This is a genomic window from Pseudomonas sp. EA_65y_Pfl1_P113 (genome assembly GCF_963970525.1).
Lineage (GTDB): Bacteria > Pseudomonadota > Gammaproteobacteria > Pseudomonadales > Pseudomonadaceae > Aquipseudomonas > Aquipseudomonas tritici.
In genome coordinates this window covers 99,516-120,979 of the sequence record NZ_CAXAQM010000019.1, presented here as the reverse complement: position 1 = coordinate 120,979, position 21,464 = coordinate 99,516, and the positions used below count along the sequence as shown (strand labels likewise).

At 54.9% G+C, this 21,464-nt stretch carries 20 protein-coding genes and 1 pseudogene; 13 read left to right on the top strand and 8 right to left on the bottom strand.

Features of this window, described 5'->3' with window-relative positions:
• The 3 genes and pseudogenes from AACY52_RS18305 to AACY52_RS18295 form a co-directional block, all read left to right on the top strand.
• Positions 1-419: pseudogene (locus AACY52_RS18305) on the top strand (IS21 family transposase); the annotation flags it as partial.
• A gap of 20 nt (positions 420-439) precedes the next feature.
• Positions 440-1,195, top strand: a complete 756-nt coding sequence (gene istB, locus AACY52_RS18300; RefSeq protein WP_169907418.1) for an IS21-like element ISPre4 family helper ATPase IstB — start codon at positions 440-442, stop codon at positions 1,193-1,195.
• Positions 1,196-1,456: 261 nt separating this feature from the next.
• Positions 1,457-1,717, top strand: a complete 261-nt coding sequence (locus tag AACY52_RS18295; RefSeq protein WP_339560684.1) for a hypothetical protein — start codon at positions 1,457-1,459, stop codon at positions 1,715-1,717.
• Positions 1,718-1,766: 49 nt separating this feature from the next.
• On the opposite strand, the gene AACY52_RS18290 is transcribed toward AACY52_RS18295, so the two are convergent.
• On the bottom strand, positions 1,767-2,495 hold the full coding sequence (locus tag AACY52_RS18290; RefSeq protein WP_339560683.1) for a metallophosphoesterase: 729 nt from the start codon (positions 2,493-2,495) through the stop codon (positions 1,767-1,769).
• Positions 2,496-2,690: 195 nt separating this feature from the next.
• Positions 2,691-3,203 (bottom strand): hypothetical protein, encoded by a 513-nt coding sequence (locus AACY52_RS18285; RefSeq protein ID WP_339560682.1) that lies wholly within the window; start codon positions 3,201-3,203, stop codon positions 2,691-2,693.
• Between the two features lie 246 nt (positions 3,204-3,449).
• Between AACY52_RS18285 and AACY52_RS18280 the strand changes: the two genes are divergently transcribed.
• A complete protein-coding gene (locus tag AACY52_RS18280; protein ID WP_339560681.1) occupies positions 3,450-3,908 on the top strand; it encodes a helix-turn-helix domain-containing protein in 459 nt (152 codons plus the stop codon).
• Between the two features lie 62 nt (positions 3,909-3,970).
• Here AACY52_RS18280 and AACY52_RS18275 read toward each other — a convergent pair.
• Together AACY52_RS18275 and AACY52_RS18270 are read right to left on the bottom strand one after the other, a co-directional pair.
• A protein-coding gene (locus tag AACY52_RS18275) for an IS5 family transposase (RefSeq protein ID WP_339560680.1) occupies positions 3,971-4,824 on the bottom strand; the annotation gives its coding sequence in 2 pieces (ribosomal slippage) (positions 3,971-4,480 and positions 4,483-4,824; 852 coding nt in all).
• Between the two features lie 90 nt (positions 4,825-4,914).
• Entirely contained in the window at positions 4,915-5,292 is a 378-nt protein-coding gene (locus AACY52_RS18270; protein ID WP_339560679.1) for a type II toxin-antitoxin system CcdA family antitoxin, read from the bottom strand.
• 393 nt (positions 5,293-5,685) lie between these two features.
• On the opposite strand from AACY52_RS18270, the gene AACY52_RS18265 reads away from it, so the two are divergent.
• Both AACY52_RS18265 and AACY52_RS18260 read left to right on the top strand, forming a co-directional pair.
• Complete coding sequence (locus AACY52_RS18265) at positions 5,686-6,048, top strand: hypothetical protein (RefSeq protein ID WP_339560678.1); 363 nt, start codon at positions 5,686-5,688, stop codon at positions 6,046-6,048.
• 367 nt (positions 6,049-6,415) lie between these two features.
• Positions 6,416-7,180, top strand: a complete 765-nt coding sequence (locus tag AACY52_RS18260; RefSeq protein ID WP_339560677.1) for a DUF6602 domain-containing protein — start codon at positions 6,416-6,418, stop codon at positions 7,178-7,180.
• Positions 7,181-7,184: 4 nt separating this feature from the next.
• Here the strand turns inward: AACY52_RS18260 and AACY52_RS18255 are convergent, their stop codons facing one another.
• Complete coding sequence (locus tag AACY52_RS18255) at positions 7,185-7,805, bottom strand: hypothetical protein (RefSeq protein WP_339560676.1); 621 nt, start codon at positions 7,803-7,805, stop codon at positions 7,185-7,187.
• A gap of 242 nt (positions 7,806-8,047) precedes the next feature.
• Here AACY52_RS18255 and AACY52_RS18250 point away from each other — a divergent pair, with 242 nt between their 5' ends.
• The 4 genes from AACY52_RS18250 to AACY52_RS18235 all read left to right on the top strand — a co-directional run bounded on the left by AACY52_RS18250 (position 8,048) and on the right by AACY52_RS18235 (position 11,454).
• Complete coding sequence (locus tag AACY52_RS18250) at positions 8,048-8,608, top strand: hypothetical protein (RefSeq protein WP_339560675.1); 561 nt, start codon at positions 8,048-8,050, stop codon at positions 8,606-8,608.
• Between the two features lie 174 nt (positions 8,609-8,782).
• Positions 8,783-10,297 carry an IS21 family transposase gene (istA, locus tag AACY52_RS18245; protein ID WP_339437759.1) on the top strand — a complete coding sequence of 505 codons (1,515 nt, stop codon included), beginning with the start codon at positions 8,783-8,785 and terminating at the stop codon, positions 10,295-10,297.
• A 19-nt stretch (positions 10,298-10,316) separates the two neighbouring features.
• Positions 10,317-11,072: an IS21-like element ISPsy14 family helper ATPase IstB gene (istB, locus tag AACY52_RS18240; RefSeq protein ID WP_339437758.1), complete on the top strand. Its 756-nt coding sequence runs from the start codon at positions 10,317-10,319 to the stop codon at positions 11,070-11,072.
• A gap of 124 nt (positions 11,073-11,196) precedes the next feature.
• On the top strand, positions 11,197-11,454 hold the full coding sequence (locus AACY52_RS18235) for a hypothetical protein (RefSeq protein WP_339560674.1): 258 nt from the start codon (positions 11,197-11,199) through the stop codon (positions 11,452-11,454).
• Positions 11,455-11,535: 81 nt separating this feature from the next.
• Here AACY52_RS18235 and AACY52_RS18230 read toward each other — a convergent pair whose 3' ends face one another.
• Complete coding sequence (locus tag AACY52_RS18230; protein ID WP_339560673.1) at positions 11,536-14,922, bottom strand: P-loop NTPase fold protein; 3,387 nt, start codon at positions 14,920-14,922, stop codon at positions 11,536-11,538.
• 334 nt (positions 14,923-15,256) lie between these two features.
• On the opposite strand from AACY52_RS18230, the gene AACY52_RS18225 reads away from it, so the two are divergent.
• The 3 genes from AACY52_RS18225 to AACY52_RS18215 all read left to right on the top strand — a co-directional run bounded on the left by AACY52_RS18225 (position 15,257) and on the right by AACY52_RS18215 (position 17,628).
• A complete protein-coding gene (locus AACY52_RS18225; protein WP_339560672.1) occupies positions 15,257-15,598 on the top strand; it encodes an AbrB/MazE/SpoVT family DNA-binding domain-containing protein in 342 nt (113 codons plus the stop codon).
• Between the two features lie 169 nt (positions 15,599-15,767).
• Positions 15,768-16,772: a hypothetical protein gene (locus tag AACY52_RS18220; RefSeq protein WP_305436462.1), complete on the top strand. Its 1,005-nt coding sequence runs from the start codon at positions 15,768-15,770 to the stop codon at positions 16,770-16,772.
• 247 nt (positions 16,773-17,019) lie between these two features.
• The gene (locus tag AACY52_RS18215) at positions 17,020-17,628 is read left to right on the top strand and encodes a hypothetical protein (protein WP_305436463.1); all 609 of its coding nucleotides are present in this window, start codon (positions 17,020-17,022) and stop codon (positions 17,626-17,628) included.
• Between the two features lie 45 nt (positions 17,629-17,673).
• Here AACY52_RS18215 and AACY52_RS18210 read toward each other — a convergent pair whose 3' ends face one another.
• Both AACY52_RS18210 and AACY52_RS18205 read right to left on the bottom strand, forming a co-directional pair.
• On the bottom strand, positions 17,674-19,344 hold the full coding sequence (locus AACY52_RS18210) for an ATP-dependent helicase (RefSeq protein ID WP_339560671.1): 1,671 nt from the start codon (positions 19,342-19,344) through the stop codon (positions 17,674-17,676).
• Complete coding sequence (locus tag AACY52_RS18205; protein WP_339560670.1) at positions 19,341-21,296, bottom strand: AAA family ATPase; 1,956 nt, start codon at positions 21,294-21,296, stop codon at positions 19,341-19,343. The genes AACY52_RS18210 and AACY52_RS18205 overlap by 4 nt, the downstream gene beginning before the upstream one ends.
• Positions 21,297-21,464 lie beyond the last annotated feature (168 nt).

Sequence of the window (21,464 nt, the reverse complement as noted above, 5' to 3'; positions counted from 1 at the left end):
CCAACCAGCGGGTGGCCAGCCATCTGCGCTCGCCGCACAAAGGCCGCCACACCACCCAAACCGAGCACATGCCCAAAAGTCACCGCGAACATGCCGAATGGACGCCGCAGCGACTGATCCACTGGGCAGAGCAGACAGGCCCGAATACGGCCGGCGTCATCGCCTACATCCTCGAACGCCGGATCCATCCGCAGCAAGGCTTCCGCGCCTGCCTGGGCATCCTGCGCCTGAGCAAACAGCACGGCGAAGAGCGGCTGGAAGCCGCTTGCCAGCGAGCGCTGGCACTGGGCGCGTGCAGCTACAAAAGCCTCGAATCGATCCTGCGCCAAGGGCTGGAAAAGCTACCGCTGTCCCAGCAAAACCTGCCGCTACTGCCCGACGAACACATCAACCTGCGCGGCCCTAGCTACTACCACTGACCTGAAAAAGGAGCACCAAAATGCTGCCCAACCCGACACTCGACAAGCTGCAAACCCTGCGCCTGCACGGCATGATCAAGGCGCTTGGCGAACAAGACGCAACGCCTGAAATCAACGATCTCAGCTTTGACGAACGCCTCGGTCTGATCGTCGACCGCGAGCTGACTGAACGTGAAAACACGCGTCTGAGCAGCCGCCTGAAACTGGCACGACTGCGCCACAACGCCTGTCTGGAAGACATCGATTACCGAAGTCCACGTGGCCTGGACAAGGCCTTGATCCTGCAACTGGGCAGCGGCCAATGGCTGCGCGACGGCCTAAACCTGATCATCGGCGGCCCAACGGGGGTAGGCAAAACCTGGCTCGCCTGCGCGCTGGCCCACAAGGCCTGCCGGGACGGCTACAGCGTGCGCTACTTGCGGCTGCCGCGCTTGATGGAGGAACTGGGCCTGGCCCACGGCGACGGTCGCTTCGCCAAATTGATGGCCGGCTACGCCAAGACTGACCTGCTGATCCTGGACGACTGGGGCTTGGCACCGTTTACCGCTGCGCAACGGCGCGACATGCTTGAACTGCTGGACGACCGCTACGGCAACCGCTCGACGCTAGTGACCAGCCAGATGCCAGTGGACAAATGGCACGCGCTGATCGGCGATCCGACCTTGGGCGACGCGATCCTCGACCGGCTGGTGCACAACGCTTATCGGATCGAACTGAAGGGCGAATCGATGCGCAGACGCGCAACGAAATTGACGACGACAGGGACTTCAGACTAACAATGCAAACCTGCGTCGCTGCGCTCCGACTGCCTGGCCGGATGAGCGTGGAAAGGGTGGCCGGATGTTGGTGGACTGGGTGGCCGGATGGCGTGGAATGCGCAGAAAGCCCCAGATCCGCTCAGAAACAAGCATCGACAATCATAGGTTTGATCCGGAAATCAATCGGCAGCGAGCAAGCGCGATAGCTTAATCCAGGAGCATACATGCCCGCCATAAACCTCCCCAAGACCCGTGATCCGGATCATTTCATAGACTGGCATGGTTGCTGGCCTGATCGGCTTCGAGCCAGTTCACGACGACGTAATGATCATGGCCACTGAGGCTCTGGAGCAATACGAAGCCATGCTGTTCAGCGACGGTCTTGGCCGGCGGAGTGGCGACGGTCTCTCCGTCCTCAATCAGACCTGCCCGATCCGAAAAAGCCATAGCCGAGTATCGCGCCCCAACCCTCGCGACATCGGTAAGGTACGCATCGATGACAACGCCCCACTTGATTCGCTTCGCTGCAATGACTTGTAGAGGGATGGGAGTTACGTCACCCGCCGGACTCCTCGCTACTTTTGGCACTTTAAATCTCCAGAATTTTGCTAGGGTCAAACCCCGTTTCTTCGGACGGATATCCCCGAGGGTTCGAGATTAGCCGGCACTGCCCAAAAAATTGATCGATCGCATAGTGGGTATGCCCAAAAATCCAGACGTCGGACTGATCAACTAACTGGTGCCAGCGGTTGAAATAGCCGGCACTCAAATGTCCAGAATGCTCTGCCCCAGAGGCCTCTGGGATGGGGCAATGATGAGTGATGACTACCGTCTTGCCGGCATATGGAATCGCAAGCTGCTCGCGCAAAAACTCGTAAGCTGTTCGGTTTTTCTCAATGAGATCCGCTGGCCGGATGCGACGGTATTCGCTACCCGTGCGGATCATTCGAAAGTCATTCAGCTCCCGAACGCATGCACTGGAAGCAGCCATCACATCACCTGTTCCAGAGAAATCAGTCCAAGCGGTCGCAACAAGAAATCGGACACCGCCCGACGTCCAGACTTGGTTGTCCAGGACATGGACATGCGGGGCCGCTGCTGCCTCCATTTTCTCGCGAGTACGGATGAGATGGCCCTTATAGAACTCGTGATTACCGCTGCAATAAATCACATCACTTGTGAACGCGTCATTTGCCCACCTCACCCCTCGGTGCAGGAGATCGATATCCCCAGCCAAGATCACTAAGTCAACGTCGATATCGGGTGGGGCGAAGCAGTCAAATTCGTTGTGCAAATCCGAGTAAATCAAAATCTTCATTGGGGAACCCTTATCTCCCAAGAACCGGGCCGGGTCGGCATTTCTCGTCGCCCCCAGAACCTGTCTCTTGACGGTTCTGCATGGATCTTCCAATTGATGGTTTATCGCTATATTGAAGCTCGGAGTAGGCTGACTGTGATCAGCGTGCTCTTTAGCGGTAGGCAAGCCCATAAGCGCCCGTCGCGACTAAACCATCTAGCGAGACCAACCCTCGCCACCCCTAATGCCGTGTTGAGAAAAGTCCTGAAGCAATTGCTTATGGCTCAACCGAGACGGAATCCTGATGACCTGCATATACGCTTGATACAAAAACAAGGGAATCAAGGCCAGTCCGAGCCCATACGTTGCAATGGCGACAATGCATCCGGCAGGGATTGCGGCAATCCCAATCAGAACTCCCCACCAGAAGCCCCTGCGGGACAAGTTGCGAACCTCATCAAGATCATATTCAACAGTACCGTTTTGGGCTTCAAACGCTACCAATACCACTGCAGAACCATGAACGTTTTTTAAATACCAAGTTCTCGAAACGTCCTGTGCAAACGCACCTCGGCGTTCAAGGTATTTTGGAATGATTAGATTCTTAAAATAAATGTTCTTACCAGACAGATCCAAAAGACGAACTTTTTTGTAAAGACGCGCATAGTCGTCAGCTGAGCTGGACTCGAAATTCTTAACAGTGACAGTTACTTTTTTCAGCTCTGACATCCTGGCTTTCCTTTGTGTCTACCCTGTACGTAAAGCGATTTGAGTCTTAATTGCGCCTCAGCACGACCCTGTGAGGGAGCGCCACCACGGGCCTTGGCGGCCCTCGCAGGCATGTTGCTGAAACGCCGTTCTGTGCCGCATGCCAGGAGCTAACCGTGAAGGCAACGTAACACCCATACGACTTAATATATAGATTTGTTCGGGCACAGGCAAACGAGGCATACCGTCTCCTTTTGAGAAGACCTAATGTCGATTCAAACTGGTTTCGCCGCCGCGCTACGCGTCATCCGCCTGGCCAAAGGTTTGACGCAGAAGGATCTCAGCAGCACGGTGGCTGCGTCGCATATCAGCCAACTGGAAAACGGGAAGACCACTCCAACGCTCAAGGTGGCAGCAGACCTAGCCTATATGCTCGATCTTTCCCCCTCCGCTCTGATAGCCGTTGCCACAGCTTCTGACTCTCAGGACTCGCCCAAGACTGTGCTGATGCAGGCAATCAAAGAATTGGAAGTTCTTGGGTTGGCTGATCAGATTCCACCGGCGTCTGCAGCGACCGTAGATAGCACACACCCAACGAGCATTCGCGCTGCCGCTACGCGTGCGAATGTGCAGAAGCTCAAAAGTCAGGGGCTGACGCAGGTTGAGGCAGCGAAAGAACTGGGGCTCCCAAGATCCACCGTTCAGCGGCATTGGCATGAGCTTTGAGCAAGATGTGGGGCTGAGGTGATTTCGGGCATTCTGACAGCCGCCAGATCTGACGCTATTTGCTAGGCACTGTACGAAAAGTAATGTCGCAAACACCGCATAGCACAAGCTAACGAGACCATCGCTGCATAACTTTTCGCGAGCTTGTCGAAGCGTGTGACGATGCGGCGGTTTTCTTTCAGCCAGCCGAACATGCGCTCGATGATGTTGCGCTGCCGGTATTTTGGCCGATCAAACAAACGAGGCAAACCGGGCTTGGGTTTGCGTTTCATGGATCGCAGAGGGATTACCGGCTGCATCCGGTAACGGTCACAGTAGCGACGCAGAGCCTCAGCATCGTAGCCTTTGTCGGCCAAAAGCCAGCGACATCGTTTGCGAGGACGACCGCGCAAACTGGGGATATAGGCTTCATCGAGCAATGGCTGGGCATACGAGATATCACTCGCTTGTCCGCCCGAAAGTAGAAAACGCAGCGGTATGCCGTTGGCGTCGCAAAGTATATGAATCTTGGTCGTCAGGCCTCCGCGACTGCGGCCTAGCGCATGGTCTGAAGGTTCATCAGGCCCCCTTTTTTCCCGGCGCCTGATGAAGCTCGGGTTGCGCGTATAGCTGTGGAATCGATCATCCATGTTTCCAGGTCGATCAATCCTTGCTCGTTCAGCTTAATGTGCAGCCGCCTGAGCATCAGGTCGAACGTTCCTTGGTTACGCCAATCCCGAAACCGTTGATAGACCGTTGACCAGGGCCCGAAGCGCTCGGGCATGTCGCGCCATGCGGCGCCTGAGCAAAGCACCCAGAGCACGCCATTGAGCATCAAACGATCATCGGCTCTCGGCCGACCATTGCGCCGGGGTTGTTCAAAGAGGTCAGCAACTAGCTCCCAGGCTGCATCGGGAATTTCGTACCGTTTCACCATCGTGGCCTCCTGCCTTCGATGGGCGCGAACTTTACCGAATATCAGTGTTCAGGTGCGGTGACGGCGGTTTCAAAGGATTTCGTACAGAACCTAGGTACCAAAGCCGTTATCTATGCGGCGTATCAAATCTATGACTTCTTGAGTATCGGCCTCTGCTGGGCGCATGTTGTCTAGCGCTCGCGATGGGGTGGTCAGCCATTTTTTCGCGTGAGTGGCGTTACCGAAAACACCAATAGCTGCGGTCAGTACATTCGGGTCAATCTGATACACGGATTCGTCCAGTATGTCGTCTCGGTTTTCTGCAAGGCCCTGCTCACTCTCATGAGATCGGACGACAGCTTCAGCTATGGCGTTTTCTAAGACGGCGGAGAGGTTCAGATCCAATTCCACTGCTCTGTCCAATAGGTCACCGTTGACGAAAAGATTGAGTGCCTGTTTGGGGGCATTTGGGTCGTACCCGAGAGGCATGGCTTATCTCCTATATTGCGCAGAGCGAATGGGCAGTTCTGCTCGAAGCTTCAAGCCCGCAAAGCCCCGGAAGCGAACTCCCAGCTTGCCATTAAAACTCCCCGTTCGTGACAAGTCAGATCCCAGCCTACACCTCAACGCCCAAGTCCATGGCCAGAATAGTCGTCATTGAAAGTCACCATTAGTGACTACACTCGATGACGGACGACACTCGACGGCATTTTTTGGAGCGCAATTATGCGGGACAGCATTACACCAGCCACCATCTACTCAGCCTCATACCCGCGTTTCGCAGGGCGTTTCCCAGACTCCCAGCATGACGAGCTTTGGCTCGCTGACATAAAGGCTTGCGAGCCTGGAGGAGCATGTCGGGTTTTCAAGGATGTATTGTTTGTGGAATCTCAGGAAACAGCTTACCTCTACGGTCTGGAACATGAAGATGGTCGGCCCAAAGAACTCAAAGCAGAGGCGGCAGACCCACAGCAGCTTTTCGTCGAGTTTGTGCGAGAGCAAACTGAACTCACGCTGGCCAGGATGGGACTGCTCGCCCCCGTCTTCGATGGAGCAGAGTATGCCTGCCAGGCTAGGGTCACGGCGGCTTACATGATCCTCCGTGAAAATCTGCGGTACCTAGCCTTCGGCTACCGAAATCGCGACGGCGACTACGTCAGAGAGAAACTTGAAGACCCTGAGGACTGGCTCGATAACGCACGGGCTATCCGGCCTTTTGACGAGCTGGATACCTCCAGAGCGTAGCGTGGTTGCATCAAACGATGGGGGGGCTGGGGATATATATCACCTGGGGTGAGAAAGGATGAAAGGATACAGCGATCAAGCCGTTCCCCCTCCCCTCTCCTAACAGACGAAGCGTGGCCAGGATTACCGAGCCACTATCTTGCGCTTGACCCCATCAGAATGCGATACAGGCCGGTGGCCCACGACTTCCCAGAACGGTTCGTCCGCCACGATATGACGACTCGCTTTCTCAGACGCAGGCGCGTTTTCGTCCATCGTGATGTACCAATAGCGGTACGTCACTGCCCGGGCATGCGGCAAACATGCAGGCACGCATCCTGTCAGTGGAGGGAGATCAATTAGCTCGTATGATGGGTACATCGAGAGGTTGGCGAGGAAGGTCGAGGCACGTCTGCAGGACATTGAGGCGATTTACAACTTTTACCTAGGGGGTGAATTCGAGGTCGCCATCTGCGCTTTGCTAGAGGAAATCCTTCCGGCGAAGTACGGCGTTTGCCGAGGGTTTGTCGTAGCTAAAAATGGTGACAAGGCCGGTGACGACCTGATCATTTACGACAAGATGTCTAGCCCTACTCTGCGCTCGGGTATGAGCCGTCAGTTTCCCGTGAAAGAGCGAATCCCTGTGGATGCCGTGTATGCCTACATCGAGTGCAAGCACTCCATCACGGACGCTACTGTGTTGGAAAAGGCCATCACTCAGGCCCAAGCGGTGAAAAAACTGATACTCACCCGCCGTGGTCTTTCCAACCCTGAATATGAAGCAAACGGGCCGACTTACAATGGGAGTGCCAGAGACTCGCTCAAGAACCAACCCTTCTGCGCAGTGTTTGCACGCCATTACTCACCTGACGTTGCTGTTCACAACGTCAGAGGAGAGCACACTCCAGACCTACTGATTTTAGGGAGTAACCACATCGCAACCCACACCATGAACATGGGTGCGGATGGTATTCACTCAGCACTCTTCTACGATACGAAATTCCGCTCGCCCCTGTGCGTAGAGTCGGCCGGCCTGGTGTCGCTTTTGCAGGCCCTGAGCTGGATTCAATTGGTGCCGATCGACTGGTTGGAGGTTTTGAACGCCACCTTCCTCGACAACCTGCTCAACCGCAAAAGTGCCCCCGAGGGATAGCGCTTCAAAAAGGCAGCGGCTCAGCCGGCATGGACTCGTATCGCATCACAGCACGTGCCCATGGGTCGCCTTTAATCGCCGCATTCTTAATCGAAGAAGGTGATGTCACCAACCACTTGCCAAGTTTCGGCTTGACCAGAGCCTGCCCAATCCGCGCATGGCAGGCAACCAGGAATGGCTCCATCTTCTCGATGATATGCGGTTCAAGATGCCCTAATTCTGGAGCGGCATAGCGGGCCTCCGGGGCGTACCTCAGCCCCTTGGGCATGCGGTATGCCGAGTCCCAAAACAATGCGGGCATTTCTGAGGCTAGGAAACTCGATCCGACCGGTAAATAGTGAGTACCAAGGTCGATGATCGAGCCATCGAGTTCCACCCAATAGTGTGAGTGCTCACCAGACTCGGATCCGTACCCTTGCATTGACGCTTGGCGCTGATCACGCGAGACGACGAAGGCTAAGAAGTTCCCCCCCACTACCGCAGGGCTGTACCCCATGGCCTGAAGGAGACTATGAATGCCGAACGACGCGTACAAGCAACGCTTGTAATAATCGTCAGGAAACTGGCTTTTCAGGCACCTGTCCACTACGCAAAAAATGCGCTCTACAACCACAGTTTGAACCAAAACAAGCTCCTTCTTGAAAATGACGTGTCTATTCGATTGGTGTATCCGCTGCCTTTAGCCAAGATGTGAATTAAACCACGAGCCCAGAACGGCCTGCATGGGGCGTCTGAGTTCGACCATTCAGCCAGCACCAACCAATGTGCATTCAACTCCATCACTTGATCTATCAGATGAAGCGAGACAAGCTTCGAAACCCTGATCCGGCTCACGCCCGTGACGACCATTTTGACAAGGACGACTGCATGCCCAACGTACAACGGCTACTCCTGCCCGATACCAATCAGAGCCCTGTGCACGTCTTGGCAGGTGTCAAGGTTGCAGACCGTCTCTGCGAAACCTCCGGCACGCTCGAAGTCATTTTCCTGGTACCTGCCAAGGCATCACTCACCTCTGGCGCCCTCCATGAGGCGCTAGGGGCGACGATTCACACGAAGCTAGTCAAAGGAGTGCCTGTGACATTGCCTAGCGGCGCCCAGATGCGCTGCGAAACGATGAAGACCTTGAAATGGGTTTCAAAACCATCGGTGCTGATAGCCATCTTTGCAGGCCAGGAGATGATGGACAAAATCGATTCGCTGCAAAACCTGGTAGCTGTCGTGGCTGTACCATGGACGCCCGATGCAATTGAAAACTGGAATAGAACCTGGTCACCCCAAGTGCTGGGCAAGCCCACAAAACCTGGCAAGTCTGCCGCCCCCGCGATCAAGCTCATTGCCGATCCGATCGTTGAACAAGCAATGAAGTCCCTGACTGCGGATTCCACGCGCACTTGGACACCCATTCCACGAACACTTGGACAGTGATTCCACGCTGACTTGGACACTCATTCCACGGTCACTTGGACACTGATTCCACGAGCATTTGGACAGTGATTTTCCACTGACCCAACCCATGCTCAGGCAGGCAGCGACGCAGGATTATTCACTACCATCGACCTCTTTTCTCGAAGCGAAGAGGTCGTCGTGGAGCGTATATCCATGCGTAAAATCCGAGAGGTACTACGCCTAAAGTTCGATGCCGGCCTGTCCGTGCGCAAGATCGCCACCAGCCTTCGCATCAGCAGTGGCAGCGCCGGCAACTACCTGCATCGCTTCAACGCTTGCGGGCTGACCTGGCCGACGGCGTTGTCGGATGCCGAACTGGAACGCTGTCTGTTCCCGCCAGCGCCGACGGTTCCCAGCGATCAACGTCCGATGCCGGACTGGGCTCATGTCCATGCCGAACTGCGCCGTCCCGGCGTCACCCTGGCCCTGCTTTGGCAAGAGTATCGACTCAGCCATCCGCAAGGCTTCCAGTACAGCTGGTTCTGCGAGCATTACCGCCTCTGGGCCGCCAAGGTCGACGTGGTCATGCGCCAGGAACACCGTGCCGGCGAAAAGCTGTTTGTCGATTACGCTGGCCAGACCGTGCCAGTCATTGATCGGCGAACCGGCGAGATCCGCCAAACGCAGATCTTCGTCGCCGTCCTCGGCGCGTCCAGCTACACCTTTGCCGAGGCCACCTGGTCGCAGAAACTGCCCGACTGGCTGGGCTCGCACGTGCGCTGCTTCGCCTTTTTCGGCGGTACATCGCAGATCCTGGTACCGGACAATCTGCGCAGCGGCGTTACCAAAGCGCATCGTTACGAGCCTGACATCAATCCCAGTTACCGCGACCTGGCCGAGCATTACGGCGTGGCCGTATTGCCTGCCAGATCCCGCAAGCCTCGGGACAAAGCCAAGGTCGAAGTCGGCGTGCAAGTGGTCGAGCGCTGGATCCTGGCAGTGCTGCGCAACCGCCAGTTCTTCTCGCTGGGCGAACTCAACACGGCAATTGGACTGCTGCTGGATCGACTCAATCAGAAACCCTTCAAGAAGCTGCCCGGCTCACGCCGGTCGGTCTTCGAGACCATCGACCAACCCGCGCTGCAACCGCTGCCGGAACACCCGTACGTCTACGCCGAATGGAAAAAGGTACGAGTACACATCGACTACCACGTCGAGGTCGACGGCCATTACTACTCGGTGCCGTATCAGCTGGTGAAGCACCAACTCGAAGTGCGGCTGACGGCGCAGACCGTTGAATGCTTCCACGCCAATCAGCGCGTGGCCAGCCATCTGCGCTCGGCACATAAAGGCCGCCACACCACCCAAACCGAGCACATGCCCAAGAGCCACCGCGAACATGCCGAGTGGACACCGCAACGGCTGATCCGCTGGGCCGAGCAGACCGGCCCGAACACGGCTGGCGTCATCGCCCACATCCTCGAACGCCGAATCCATCCGCAGCACGGCTTCCGCGCCTGCCTGGGCATCCTGCGCCTGAGCAAACAGCACGGCGAAGAGCGGCTGGAAGCCGCTTGCCAGCGTGCGCTGGCGCTGGGCGCATGCAGTTACAAAAGCCTCGAATCGATCCTGCGCCAAGGCTTGGAACGGCTGCCGCTGACCCAGCAAAACCTGCCACTGCTGCCCGAAGAGCACATCAACCTGCGTGGCCCCGACTACTACCACTGACCTGAAAAGGAGCATCAAGATGCTACCCAACCCGACTCTGGACAAGCTGCAAACCCTGCGGCTGCACGGCATGATCAAAGCGCTGAACGAGCAACACGCAACGCCCGACATCAGCGATCTCAGCTTCGACGAACGCCTTGGCCTGATGGTCGACCGCGAACTGACCGAGCGTGAAGATGCTCGGCTGACCACTCGCCTCAAATCCGCGAGACTACGCCACAACGCCTGCTTGGAAGATATCGATTACCGCAGCCCACGCGGCCTGGACAAGGCCCTGATCCTGCAACTCGGTAGCGGCCAATGGCTGCGTGACGGCCTGAACCTGATCATCGGCGGCCCGACAGGCGTAGGCAAAACGTGGCTCGCCTGCGCGCTGGCCCATAAGGCTTGCCGGGACGGTTACAGCGTGCGTTATCTGCGTCTGCCTCGCTTGATGGAAGAACTGGGCCTGGCCCACGGCGACGGTCGCTTCACCAAACTCATGGCGGGTTATGCCAAGACCGATCTGCTGATCCTGGACGACTGGGGCCTTGCACCGTTTACCGCCGCGCAGCGGCGCGACATGCTGGAACTGCTGGACGACCGTTACGGAAACCGCTCGACGCTGGTGACCAGCCAGATGCCGGTGGATAAATGGTATGCGCTGATCGGTGATCCGACCTTGGGCGATGCGATCCTCGACCGGCTGGTGCACAACGCTTACCGCATCGAACTGAAGGGCGAATCGATGCGCAGGCGCGCAACGAAATTGACTGCAACCGGGACTTCAGACTAACAATGCGAACCTGCGTCGCTGCGCTCCGACTGCCTGTCCAAGTGAGCGTGGAATGAGTGTCCAAATGATCGTGGGCTGAGTGTCCAAGTGTCGTGGAATCCGCACCCTGACCTCAGTTATCAACTTGGGCACCGCCGTCCTGAACGCCTCCGATGATGATCACGCCAAACGCCTCCTTAGAATCCTGCGCTCGCGTAACCACCAAGAGCCGGCAGAGAACATCAAGCTGTGGGCGATCAAAAATGGCTGGCTGCCGAAAGCAGCAGAGCGGCTGGAGACCTTGGCTGAAAAGACCTTCGCTTTGCGTGCAAAACCGAAGCTCGATAACCCGGCTCATGCCGAGCAGCTCTATCTGCGCTGGATTGGGGCCGCCGAGTCGTGACAGCCTCCATCCAATAACTCGCATTTGCGCCGCTACTTGCCAGCGCGCTTCATCCGGGAGGCCCGGCCCTGGAATAGCCCTTCACTTATCTTGCTCAGGTTCCGGATTATGCGCGGCCCCTTTGAGCGACTGGATCAGGCGCTTGAAACCTTTGGTTTGAGCAAACTTCTTGTACAGGGCTGGGGTGATTTCAGAAAGCTTGGCAACGGCCTCCCCCATCGTATTCCTGAGTTCAGTTGAATATCTGAAGGCTGCGATCTGCTCGGCCTTCGCATCAAAGAATTTTGCCAAGGCTGGATGGCTTTCGGGGTTCCGGCTGAGGTACGCCAGGAAGAGTACGATCCGTTGCACCTCTTGCGGATTGGAGGGCTGAATGTCCGGAATCAGATGACCGTATTTCGCCAGGGGAATGGCGAAATCGTCAGGTTCTACAGACTCTGCGAATAGCATTGACCTTAAGCGAATCCCGATGACATCACGCTGCTGGGCATCAACCAGTTTGAGCAGCGAGTCCATCATAGTGTATTGGGCTGCTCCCCACGGTGAGGTGACAGTCCCGCTCGCGAGGGAAGTGAGCACGTCGATCAAGGCATCGCCGACAGCGGGAATCGTCGGAATGGAAACTCCTATGTTCAGTACCCCATTCAGGATTGCCTGATGCTGTTTCGCTCCTGCCGAGATCATCTGTACCCATTCATCACGAGTACGCTCCTCGCTCGTGAGCTGATTGAGGAGCCCCTGCCGAGTGTTGGGCAACACTTTCTCATCCGACGCCATGATGACATTGATCAGTTGGACGTCCGCCTTAAGAGCGTCCTGGCAGGCTTTTTCAATATGAACATCCCAGCCAATGAGCCAAGCCGCGACATCAGCCTCAGCTAAGCCCACGCCCGCAAGCGCCTGAGCAAGCACGCTGAACTTTGTAGTAACCCAATCACAGTTCAGCGTACCAATACGCCGCCCCTGAATGAGGTAAGCCAAATATCCGGCAACTGACTCGCCCACTTGGGGGTCGGCAACCAATTGGAACAAAGCACCTGTGGTGAGCGAAGCGTTCGCCAAAGCCCGGAAGACTGAAGACTCGAACACATCATCTAAATCATCCAGCTTAGCGAGTGAATCGGCGTCAGCTTGGCGAATAAACGTAACCGCCGCGACCGCCTTAATCAGCGGACTGGCATTGCTTGCCAGCAACGCGGTAACCGCAGCTCCGATGACCGGATCAACATTCGTGACCAATCCCAACCCTAACACCGCGTTTTCCACTTCCCCGGCAGCACCTGTAAATTTCGCCAAGAGGGCCGCGTCTCCTGCCGAGATTCCCCCTGTGATGCCAGCACCAAACTTACGTTCCCCGTACAACCATTCGAGCGCAGGTATGACACAGTCGGTCGGCAAAACCAGTGCGCCGATCTGGTGATCAGCGCAGCTGACCAACTGAAGTTGCGCATCTGGCAGACCCGCGCTCGCGAAGGTGAAGCCGTTGGCTTTTATCACTTTCAAATGGGCAATATCAGGCAGCAGCTGCATCACGTACTCAGACCGCATCACAACGACCTCTTCAAACTCAAAACCTTGAGCTTGGAGATAATTGTCGTACTCCTGAAGGAGCTTCCAGGCTGGCTTCAGTTGCTCTTGATCGAAATCTGAATTCAGAATTTTCATTAGGTTTGTTTTCAACTGACCGCCATGAGCATTCAGCAACTGCCCATTCAACCCATGACCTTTGCAATAACGTACAGCGTCATAGAACTCTTCAGAACCTGTCTGCGACTCGCCGAACAATTTTAGCTGTGCGGTGTTGAGCAGCTCCAAGACAGGCCCAATCCAGTCGCCTTCACGTACTTGATGTGCCTCGGCAATAGTTGGCAGCAGAGATGCCAGCAGAGGGCGCTGGGCAACGAGTCGTTTCATGGCGTCAGAGAAGCCGAACAATGAAGTAAGACTGCCCAGCGCCTCGTGATCCTCACTGGCCAATGCCTCTGCTAATGGCGTATCCAAGAGCTCGGCAATCGCGATATCACCCGTGGTTAGGTAATGAATCTGCAGGAACTGGATCTGCCAGCCGGTCTCCATGGAATCGCCTAGAGTGCTATTCAGCAAGGCTTTGGTGTCTTTGACGAGTTCAGCTTGCTCCTGCCCAATTTCCTTCTGATAGGCTGCCGAAAACCCATCCGTGCGCAGTATCTCAACCAACGAAAGTTCTGCGTATTTGCAGAGCAGAAGATGGCTAGCGATAGCGAGGAGGCTAATATCGTCCCCCACCACTAACGCTGTCGTTGCGATGTCGTTAATGAATTTCTTTTGCAGCCGTGGCGTAACCAGGTTGTTGGCCATTGGACTGTGGCGCTGCAACAACTGCGCGCTCTGCTCGATGACGCTCCCTCCGATATCCGGAAAGGTATGAGTCCACAGCTGGCGGAAGCCATCTTTCCATCCTGAGGTAATGACAGGTGGCGAACGGAATACCACTGGAAATTTTTTCGCTATGAAATCCCTAGCGTCGTAACGTCGATCTCCGTCTGCCTTGAGGTATTCCGCCACTTTGCTTGAGCAAAACGGAACGATCACCGTCAGATTCGAAGCCTTGGTGGCAGCCTCAATGAAGATCTCCAAGTCGCTCCACACCGACCGAAGGTTTTCTTTTGGTAAGCGATCAAGGTTGTCCAGGATGATAACGAAACGCTTGTCATCAACCACCTTCAGCTGTTCGAGAAGCGTCTTTTTGAGATCAAGAGGCGTGACCTCCTTCCCCACCTCGATCTTCTCCGCAATATGGTCATCACTGGAGCCTTTAAACAGGCTCAGAAGACTCCACTTCTGGGCGCCGACCTGGACGTTCCTATGACAAAGTTTGGCGGCGCCAAGGATCAGCACAGGGCTGAAAAATGAAACAAGATGCACCCCAATAAGCCACCAAAACGGGTCGTGCAGCGTGTTCATGAGCGCGGCGGCTTCGGGCGATGTCCCTGTGATGGCAGCATGAGAACTACGCGAAAGTGCAAAAAGCTCCCGGAATGAAGTGGCGGCGAAAAACAGGCTGGCCACAAGTGCCAATGCCCAAGCACTGACGCGACTAGTTGTTCTTTTGTTGTACTCGAACAAGCGCCCAAGGGCTCGATCGCGAGAGGCTTTCAGGGCCTCTGCGGCCTTGCTGACGTGAGGTACTTCCTTGAGCACCTCATCGGTGAAGAGCTCGATGAAATTGCTCTTGGTCGACCCCTGATAATTCTGCTCGCAATCAAACACCCATACCCTGAAGTCAGAATCGGCGGCTGTCAGCTTTGACTTCAACATATATAGAATCGAGCTCTTACCAGAGCCAAACTCACCGTCCAAGCCCACGACCTTGGAAGGTGCATCACTCAGCAAGTGACGATGAATCGCGCTAGCCACTTTGTCATGGCTGCCACCGGGAAATACGTCCTGAGTTGCCGGGTGCTCGGTATGGAAATTGATCAACCGCATAAGAAGTCCTTCTATTTCATCCGTACGTATTGTGTCATCGCCGCGAGCACAGAATATCGCCGAAGCCTGAAGGCCCGTGACCACGCGATAATGCATCCAGATGATGCCAGCTTAGAAAAACACCATATGTGGTAGTGATACCGCTAAAAAAACACAAGATAGTGGCATATTGTGTGGATGGCAAGCTGCCATTAAGTCTAGGATACTGCGGTTTGGTGGGCGCCATTTGGAATAATTGACTCGCCACCATGAACAGCCCGATAGGTAACCACAGGCGCGGTTACCCCACGCGAGCAAAATCAGAAGTCAAGATGAACTGAAGGCCTGACCACCATTGGACGAAAGCGAAGGCTGGATTACCGAATGCCAAGACGCTGAAGATGGGACAGGCGATCTCATCGTGACTTTGCCGCCTAATTTTATTGCCCAAACGGGCTTAGAAATCGGAGATGAACTGAACATCGAGGTAGTAAATGGAGCGATAGTCATCACTCGAAAAATCCAATGCGACCTTGGCCACTTAATGCTGGCGTCCGAAGGATACTGCCCAGCCGCTTACGTTGAAACTGATGAAGTCTGTACAGAAGAGTTGGTACGTCTCCAGCAACTTCAGCGATCCAAAGGATCCTCTCCTGGTGCAGCGCGGCATTACCAAAGGAAATGTGTGCGGCATTGACGTAAAACCTTTAGCTTCATTCGGTATTGAATCAGCTGACGGTTGCTCTATGGGTATCGTCGCTCTTGCTTCTTCAGCGGTCGGTACACAAAGATAGGGCACAAGCGTTGCCATGAAATGTGCCAGGCTGAATACGCTGCCTTCAACAGCAGCACTCACGGAAATCGCGATGAACTTTTTGACAGACAAAGACAAGGCAGTTCTTAAAGCAGTATTCCCAAAGCTCGCGCCACTCGTAGGTGCAGACAAATTCGTAGGCGCATATGAGGCCGTCAAAATCCTCTTAGACTCCCGCAGGGAAGAACGGGTCAACCGATACTGCTTAGCGCTCCTGTCGGAGCTCGACGAAGTGGATCTGCAGGAGATAATTTCTGGGAATGAAAGTCTCAAGATCGACTTCGGGGATTTGCTGCAGACCTGCATGGATGACAGTGACAGTAAAAAAACCGAAGCCTACGCTCGCCTCACCGCAGCTATAACCTTGCGGAACATCGACGCTGAGTACAGGCGATATTTCATCCTTGCGCTGAAGCAGCTGAGTTCTAAAGAACTCCTGCTGCTCCAGCAAGGTTACGTTGCCAGGCATTCGGAAATTGTCCATGACGATGGATTCGAAGTTCTCAATCAGGCCACCGTGTACAACCCTCAAAAGCTCGGAGTCATTGGCGGTCTTTCCGTGGAAGTCTTTCGGCGCCTCGGCTTCTTAAACAACGACGGTATCACCTCTCTGGGCGAGAAATTTGTGGAATCCACGCATTCGAAAGACGATCTGACTGCAGACGCTCTCGGATGGAGAGTTTGGCAGAAGGAAGCGATCGCTGTCGTAGTCGGTGATCTACGCAAGTTAATCCTTTTTAGGGAGGTAATGAAAAATCACCGAGTGAAAGTGAGTGAGCTAGCAGACTCAGTGCTAACGAGCGCTCGTAACAACCGCATAGCTTTTACCGCAGTTGTTTTCCTTGGCCCATTTGGCGGGTTGACGCACAGCCAGAAAATGAAGTGGTCGGGTTATACCGAAAAGCACCCGGGTCAGTGCATATTAATCGACGCAGAAGCAGGCACCCTCAACGGACGATACAGTAAAACGTTTAGCGTCCACGACCCTCTGGAGGAGACGGCAAGATCAATTCTGCACCATTACAAGTATATCGTTGACGATCCGATCATCCCTTAGCTAGCTCAAACAGAGGGGTAACCGTCCGGCCAACACATCTTCCTTCTTGTGCGTTTGGGGCTATGGACTCTGCCTCTGTCGGTGTCAGTTACACGGTTCGAGCTTCGGCTCTAGATCTACTGGAGCTCAAAGACCATGCCACTCGCGAAAGTAGGAAACGCAGTACATACCACATAAAGCCCTCGAACGCCGATCGGTTACAAAGTATATGGCTATCGGCTATTGCATACGCCGCAAAGGATTACACGTGACATTTCTCTCCAAATTATTCAGGCAAAAAACCATCCAAGCAACTAACTACGAGCAGGAATTCAATGCCAGCCTACTTCGTACAAAGAAATGGAAGCTAAACCCACCAGCCTTTACAGCTCTGCCGGGGCGGCTCCTGACCGAAGATGTGATGCCCCTGATTCAAGAGTGTTGGATTTCTGAGCTAGATGGCTGTGGCTATGAGGACTTCTCCCAGAAGTGCTTCCAGGTCACAAGTAGCCTGCAGGAGCCTCTCCAAGAACTGCTTGGTGTTCCTTTGTTCTACACACTGGGATATGTGCAAGAAGACGGAAAAGGGCCTATCTTTCACACGGAGGTGGCGGAACTAAAACGGTTGGCTAGGAACAAGCAGCCACTCGCACATATCAATCTACATGCTTGGCTTACGCTGCCCACTTATGAAGTATTGGATTTCACACTGCTAACAACGCTTGGCACCTTGCTAGACATGCCTGATCTCAAAGGTCGAGCGGTCGCAGGACACCCTGCCGACTTTCCAGGGCACCCGAGCTATCATCCCCAACTTGTAGGAGATGAGTATCTGATCCAGAGTGGGCTCTCGCAACGGGTCATATTTTTCACATGAAGACGTTAGAACTAGGGGGCTCCATCCCTCTTGTGTACTTAGCAGTCACCCCGCAGGTGCTTGCCATTTCTCAACGTAGCCAAGAAACTCTTCATGTGGCCTACGCACGGTTTTCCAACTGCTTATGTCTGCAAGTTTGTCTCTTGTCTTAGCCGTTGTGACCACAAGGCGCCTCTTGGCGCGGGAAATACCCACGAAGAAAGTGCATCGAACTTCATGGGTGTCATTACCCCAATAGGCCTCTTTCTCCAAACCTAGCAATATGACCGAATCAAACTCAAGGCCCTTGCTCTTGTGGACGGTCAGGATGCGGATTGACTGGTCATCAGACAGCTGGGCAAGAGCCTTGAGCAGGTCAGGCTCCTGGTCTAGTGCAGCATCAATATGCTTCTTGAGATCACGGATGATCTCCTTCAAACGATCACGCGACTCGTAATCATGGGAAAGGCCCGTCAGCAGGCTCACACCCACCATGGACAGAAACTCTTTTAGTAGCTTCCATCTCTGGGCATAGCTTTTTGCGGCGAGATCCTCGGCAGCAGTCTTGCGTGCTTCCTTGATGAACCTGTTCCAATCGTTTCGCACGGAGCCCCCGTGGTCGTCGTCATCGGCTGGAATGATCCGCCTCAACAACCGCGTCCAGGCTTTCGGCTCCCGCGAACCATAAAGGCACAGCAGGAAGTCCACGACGACCAAGGCAATGGGCTCGGTGGTGATGTCCTGCATCTGATTTTCGTTGCGATAGGCGATACCAAGCCCATCAAGCGCAGAGGTCAACCGGACGGTGTAGGCCTCAGGATAACTCCTGACCAAGACCGCAATTTCGGAGGGCGCCACACCCTCGACGTTGATCCAGGTGTTGATCTGATCGGCAAGACTGAAGGCCTCGTCGGCGCAGTCCTTAAAAGACTGAAGCAGGATCTCGCCGCCCTCACCGCCCAAGAGTTCTGCGGGCATTTCAGAACCGGGATCGAGCACTTTGATGAGGTCGTTCTGCAGCCTGAGAAGCTGAGGTTGCGAGCGAAAATTGCGGTAGATGTTGAGATGGTTGGCTGCAAAATCCACTTCAAACTTTCCGAATACGCCGTCGAGCGCGCCGGCCCAGCCCATGATTTTCTGCTTCACATCCCCGACCGCAATGATCCGGCGCGCCGTACCACCAAAAATCTTGCTGACCAGCGCGTACTGCTCGTGCGTGCAGTCCTGAAATTCATCGAGAAACACATCACTGTAGGTTTGCCTGATGGCATTCACTGCCATGGGATAGAAGTCGAGGATCTTTAGAGCCAACGGGATCAGAAGTCCGAACTCGGTCTGGACAGGGTGTGCCTTCCCTTTGGGCACCACTCGAAAACCCGCGTCTAGCGCATCGTCGCCGGTGAGAACAGGACGAAATCGCTCAATAATCCGCTTCGCGAAGCCATGGAACGTGTAGCTGTCGAACCGGCTGGCGTAGTCGGGCCCGCAACGCCGCCAAACCCGTTCTTTGAGGTTGTTGCTCGCATCCACCTTGAAAGCGATGGCCAGAATCCTCTTCGGGTAACGGCATGCCCCCGTGGTCAGCAAGAAGTCAGCGCGCTGGGCAAGTAGTTCAGATTTGCCGGCGCCCGGGCCAGCAGTCAACGCCACGCACTGTTTGACCTCCCTTATGGCTGCCTCCGCATTTGGCTCCAAAACAATGCCTTCGGATGGCTTCCAATCCTCGGCGGAGATCATTCCGACAGCCCTTCAATCTTGGCGATCACAAAGTCTGCTAGACGACTTAGGGATGCGGGCATCTTGGCTATCAACTGATCGTCCGTCAGTTTGGAAAGCGCTTCGATATGTGATTTGGGCTTGCTATCGAGCTTGAAGCGCTTGTGGTATGCGACAAAGTGCTTTCGCTCGATCAACGAGTATTGGAAACGATCGTGATGACTATCGCCCAGCACTGACCTGGTTTGTCCCTGCTTCGGAACAACGAGGCCTTCAGGGGCTAAACCGTACGCAAGCGGATAAGCCCTGAGCATAGAAAAATCCAGATCCATCGGCTCTGAAAAAAATACTCCCAACGGCTCCAGGTTCGCTATGCAGGATTTGTATTTCGGATCCTTCTCAACTTGCAGAATTTTATGGGTCAGATCATTCCATGCAGGTAGACTCTTGAGCTCATCGTCTGTCAGGTACAGATCGCCTGGGCGATGCTTTTTCATCTCCGCCGCAACGTACTTGATACGACCCCATCCCCCACCGAAACGCGCCACATCCAGATCCAGCAGCGTGACGTAGGGGATCTTGAGACCACTCAGCAGCCTCCAGAAGTGATTGATATGGCGACCACCTAGGGGAGCGATGGTGATGGCTGCTTCATCGACCTGCAGATTCTTTGCTGCGAGCAGCCGAGGCAGGACTATTTCCTCACTGTCGCCCTCCCCCAAGATCACCAGGCGGGAAAAATACACTTCTGGATAGGCTTGAACGGCCTCCCTCACGAACTTGTAGGCCTCACCCTTCTCATTGGGTGGCATTTGAATCTTACTAACCACAGTGCAGCGCGACTCGTCCAACCTCAAATACCTGATGGCCGAAGGATCTACTCGCCGAAGCATCGATGGAGCATGAGTTGCAATGAGAGCCTGAGAGTCGGCAAATTTCGAGTCGCCCACCAGCGCTTTGAGGGACGATACGATTCGTCCCAGGTAATGCGGCGACAAGCTGTTCTCAGGCTCCTCCAAGGCAACGATGGTGAACACCGCAGGCCTCAGCTTCTCAGCATCAAAGGAATCGTCATTACCATGCAGCACCGCTCGCCCAACAGCCTGGGAAGACAGAACCAGCGATAGGTACAGCATCGATTTTTGGCCATCGCTAAGCCTTGAGAAATCGACCAACTGCTCGCCATGACCTGGGGAAAACGACACCGAAAGATGGCGCAGCAGTGACTCAATTTCGTTAGCCATGAATGTCACGCTCGGCTGCGTGAAAAACTGGCCCTTGTGGAGCTCTTTCCAAGTCTTGGTCAAGCCGGCACTAAGGCTGAGCACCGATTCATTCTGAGTAAGGCTCTGGGAAATATCCGTAGTGAGCTGCTGGATCGTCTCGCGCTGCTCTGTCCAGTTCACCGCTCTAAGCAAACGCCCGAGCAAGGCGTTCGCTCCATAGGCGATGTGGTCAGCCGGATCCCGGCGAGCTGGAAGGTAGTGAACCTGGATAAAGTTTCGCTCGTTTCTGGGCACCGGGGCAGTGTCGACCGGAACGTCATCTTCATCCACATCAAGGACGTACACGAGGCTCTGCTCGATTTCATCGTCAATGCCGATCGTTGCATCCAGACGGTACCTCACACGGGGCACACCATCAGGGGCATCTAGACGCATATGCCCAAAGTGAGTAGGAATCGTCGAGTGTTCATTCTCGTCGTCACCGAGCTCGGGGAAGATGAACTCAGCTTCAATCCAAAGCGCTCGCTGATCTGGAGCGTCCATTTCATCGTGTGGTACGAAGAAATCCGACTTACGCAATCGCCGTTGATTGGGGTCAAACGAAAAAAGGCGACAAAGCGCTTGGAGAGTTGCGGTCTTGCCAGAGCCGTTCGGCCCGATCAGAAATGTGAGATCGGACAAATCAATAGGGACTGGTTCCGCACCAAACGACTGAAAACCACAGATGCGAACGAACTGAAGCTTCAAAGTAGAATCCTTTCCGTGTGAGGTCAGCGGTGCGGGAAGAGATACGCTTCAATCTCAACCAGACGCTCAATTAGTCCAACCGCAAACATTGCGGGCGCGATCGCGTGAGAATGACCGACGCGATAGGACATACAGCAGCCAGTGGCCCCGAGGCCATTACTACGGCTA